1 protein-coding gene is annotated in these 4,676 nt (G+C 70.5%); it reads left to right on the top strand.

Translation table 11 applies throughout. The annotated features are described in order from the left end of the window. Positions 1–4,035: DUF4082 domain-containing protein (locus tag AB0G50_RS25340; protein ID WP_360112883.1), on the top strand; the 4,035-nt coding region annotated here is incomplete at its 5' end. Positions 4,036–4,676: the final 641 nt, after the last annotated feature.

Genomic DNA, 4,676 nt, shown 5'->3' with positions numbered 1-4,676 from the left:
GCGCGTCGCGGGCAGCTCATCAAGAACCACAAGGTGTTCATGGCGGTCGGCCACGACGAGTACTGGTCGAACGAGCAGCGCGCGAACGTCGAGGCCGCGCGCGACGCCGGCGTCCACCTCGCGTTCCTCACCGGCAACGAGATCTTCTGGAAGACCCGGTGGGAGAAGAGCATCGACTCCTCCCAGACCGACTGGCGCACCATCGCCTCCTTCAAGGAGACCAAGGGCACCCAGAACGACGACCTCAACGACTGGACCGGCACGTGGCGCGACCCGCGGCTCAGCCCGCCGCAGGACGGTGGTCGGCCGGAGAACGCCCTGCTGGGCAACATCTTCTCCATCAACGGCCGACGCGACGACTCGCTCCAGGTGCCGTCCGCGTACGGGAAGATGCGGCTGTGGCGGAGCACACCGCTGCAAACGATGCCCGCCACGGCGGCGCCCTACACCTTCCAGCCCGGAACCCTGGGCTACGAGTGGAACACCGTGCCGGACAACGGGTACCAGCCCGCGGGCGTCGGCCAGCTGTCCCGCACCACGGTGACCATGGACGGCCAGTACATCCTGCAAAACCACGGCGACGTCTACGGTTCCGGCACCGCGACGCACGCGATCACCTACTACAAGGCGCCCAGCGGCGCGCTGGTCTTCGGCGCGGGCACCGTGCAGTGGGCCTGGGGCGTCGACGACGAGCACGCGTTCCAGACCAACACGCCCACCTCGGACGTGCGGATCAAGCAGGCCACGATCAACTTCCTGGCCGACATGGGCGTGCAGGCGAGCACGTTGCAATCCGGTCTGGTGCAGACGACCGCGAGCACGGACACGGTGCCGCCGGTCGCCACGTTCACCTCGGTGCCGACGGGTTCGGTGGTGGGCAAGCAGTACACGTTCGGCGGCGCGGTGAACGACCTCGGCGGCGTGGTCACCGGGGTCGAGGTGTCCACCGACGGCGGCGTGCGCTGGCACCCCGCCACCTGGCAGGCGGGCCAGACCGCGTGGACCTACACCTACACGCCGTCCGCGTCCGGCCAGGCGCAGCTGCGGGTGCGCGCGGTGGACGACTCGGCGAACCTGTCCGCGCCGGTGGCCTCGACGCCCGGAGTGAGCGCGCGGGTGTGCCCGTGCAGCCTGTTCACCGCCACCGACGTGCCGAAGGTGCTCGACAGCGCCGACTCCAGCGCGCTCGAGCTCGGCGTGAAGTGGCGGGCCAACACCGACGGCTACGTGCGCGGCGTGAAGTTCTACAAGGGCCCCAACAACACCGGCACGCACACCGGCTCGCTGTGGTCGGCGGCCGGCGCCCGGCTGGCCACCGGCACGTTCGCCGGCGAAACCGCGTCGGGCTGGCAGACGCTGCTGTTCCCGGTGCCGGTGAAGGTCGACGCGGGCACGACCTACGTGGTGTCCTACCTGACGCCCACCGGGCACTTCTCCGCCGACACGGAGTACTTCAGCCGCTCGTCGGCGTACCTGGAACCGCTGACCGGCCTGCAAACCGGCGTCGACGGCAAGAACGGCGTGTTCCGCGGCGGCGCCGGGTTCCCCGACACCAGCTCGCAGGACACGAACTACTGGGTCGACGTGGTGTGGGCGCCCGATCCCGGACCCGACACGCGGGCACCGGAACGCGCGTCCACCATCCCGGCGGCCGGTTCGGCCAGCGTGGGCCTGCGGCCGACGCTGAGCGCGTACTACGACGAGCCGCTCAACCCGTCCTCGCTCCAGTTCACCCTGGCCGGACCCGGCGGCGCGGCGGTGCCCGGCGCGTCCTCGTTGACCGGCAACGGGATGACGGCCCAGTTCACCCCGAACGCGGACCTCGCCTACGGCACCGCCTACACCGCGTCGATCAAGGTGAAGGACGCGGCGGGCAACGAAACCGCCCAGTACAGCTGGACGTTCACCACCGGCGCGCAACGGCCGGCGGCCTGCCCGTGCACGGTGTGGGACGACTTCGCCACGCCGGACGACTCCGACGCGCAGGACAACCAGCCGGTGGAACTGGGCACGAAGGTCCGGTTCAACGGCAAGGGCGAGGTGCGCGGCGTCCGGTTCTTCAAGGGCGTCTCGAACACCGGCACGCACACCGGCGCGCTGTGGTCGTCCACCGGGTTGCTGCTGGCGTCCGGCACGTTCGCGAACGAGACCGCGTCGGGGTGGCAGACGCTGTTGTTCACCACGCCGGTGACGGTGCAGGCGAACACGACCTACGTGGTCTCCTACTACGCGCCGAACGGGCACTACTCGGCGACGCAGCGGTACTTCCTGGCGCAGGGCGCGACCTACGGCGCGACCAGGGCGCTGGCCAACGGCGTCGACGGCGCGAACGGCGTGTTCAAGTACGGCGCGGGCGGCGGGTTCCCGTCGTCGTCCTACAACGGCTCGAACTACTGGGTCGACGTCGTGTACCGCAACGGGTTGAACGGCGACACCACGCCGCCGACGCTCAACGCGCGCACGCCGGCGGTGGACGCGACGAACATCGGGGTGAACACGCCGTTGTCGCTGGTGTTCAGCGAACCGGTCGACCCGGCGTCCACCCAGATCTGGCTGACCGACCCGGGTGGCGCGAAGCTGGCCGGCTCGGTGAGCATGTCCGGCGACCAGAAAACCGTGACGTGGACGCCGAACGGGGCGTTGAAACCGCGGACGAGGTACACCGCGAGCGTGCTGCTGGCGGACGTGAACGGCAACGCGATGCCCTCGGCGGCGACGTGGTCGTTCACCACCTCGACGGTGGCGGCGTGCCCGTGCTCGTTGTTCAGCAAGGCGACCGAGCCGTCGGTGACCTCGGCCGAGGACACCGGGTTGTACGAGCTGGGTGTCCGCTTCAAGGCCAACACCAGCGGCACGGTGACGGCGGTGAAGTTCTACAAGAGCTCGGACAACACGGGCACCCACACCGGGTCGCTGTGGTCGGCCGCCGGCGTGCGGTTGGCGACCGGCACGTTCACCGGTGAAACCGGGTCGGGGTGGCAGACGCTGACGTTCGCCAAACCCGTGGTGGTGACACCGGGTGCGACGTACGTGGCGTCCTACACCGCGCCGAACGGGCACTACGCGATCGACCACGAGTACTTCCAGCGGACCGCGGCCGACTCGCCGCCGTTGTTGGCGGCGCGCAACAGCGAGGACACCCCGAACGGCGTGTTCATGCCGGGCGGCGGGTTCCCGACGTTGAGCTACCAGGGCAACAACTACTGGGTGGACGTGGACTACCAGCCCAGCAGCGACACCACCGCCCCGGTGACCACCGGCCACACCCCGCTGACCGACGCGACCGCCGTCGACCCGTCGGCACCGGTGACCGCGTCGTTCGACGAGCCGGTCGACCTCGGCTACAGCGAGGTCGTGGTGACCGGTCCGCGCGGCACGGCCCTGGCGGGCGCGGTGACCCGGTCGTCGGACCAGCAGACCGTGGTGTGGACCCCGTCCGCGCCGCTCGCGCCGGGGACCCGGTACACGGCGAGCGTGAAGGCGGCGGACGCCGGCGGGAACCTGATGGCGGCACCGGTGACGTGGTCGTTCACGACGGGCGCGGCGGCGTGCCCGTGCTCGGTCTTCAGCCAGGCGTCGGTGCCGGGGACGCCGGCGGTGGCCGAGGGCGGCGGGTACGAGCTGGGGATGCGGTTCAAGCCCACGACGAACGGGTCCGTGACGGGCGTCCGCTTCTACAAGGGCCCGGGCAACACCGGTCAGCACACGGGTTCGGTGTGGTCGTCCACGGGTGGTCTGCTGGCGACCGGGACCTTCGGCGCCGAGTCGGCCGGGGGTTGGCAAACGCTGACCTTCACCTCGCCCCTGGCGGTGACGGCGGGCTCGACGTACGTGGTGTCCTACTTCGCCCCGAACGGCCACTACGCCCTGGACACGTCGTTCTTCGCGGACAACACCACCATCACCACCGGTCCCCTGACCGCCCCCGCCCACTCGGCGGAAGCCGCCAACGGCGTCTTCAACACCGGCGCCGGCTTCCCGAACACCTCGTCGGCGGGCAACAACTACTGGGTGGACGTCCTCTTCACCACCTGACCCCACCCGATCCCACCACCACCCGACCGGGCCGGCGCCTCTCCCAAGGCGCCGGCCCGTTCCCTGTCCCCCTGACCCCACAAGAGAATCGTTGAACAATCCCCACCACCCACAACCCCACAATCCCCTCACCCCGCGCCGGCCGACAGGACGGGCTTGCCGGAACAGGGCGTTGCACCCAAGACAAGTCAGGGCGGCGGGACCAGGTGGCGCAAGTCGCCGAGGCCCGACCGGCAGGCTCGGCGGGCAGTGCGTCCGACGCGCAACAGACGGCGGTGAATGGGCGACGCAATCGGGGGCTGAGCGGGCGGTGGGTGATCGTTGAATGGCGGGATTGTGGACGGGTAGGATTGTTCAACGATCCCCTTGTTCAAAGGTGGGGCAAAGATGCCGCGTGCTCAAGGGAAGCGCGCAAAGCACAGCAGGTGAGTCCGGCCCAATCGGTTCGGCCCAATCGGTTCGGCCCGGCAGGTTCGGCCCGGCAGGTTCGGCCCGGCAGGTTCCGGGCGGCGGGTTCGGGGCGCCGGGTTCGGGGCGCCGGGTTCGGGGCGCCGGGTTCGGGGCGCCGGGTTCGGGGCGCTGGGATCGGGGCGCTGGGTTCCGGGCGGCAGGATCGGGGCAGCGGGATCGGGGCAGCGGGT

Origin of the sequence: Actinosynnema sp. NPDC020468, assembly GCF_040642015.1 — a bacterium.
In the GTDB taxonomy this organism is placed as follows: domain Bacteria; phylum Actinomycetota; class Actinomycetes; order Mycobacteriales; family Pseudonocardiaceae; genus Actinosynnema.
Note: the sequence above shows the minus strand (reverse complement) of the source record. Positions and strands in the feature narration are given on the sequence as shown.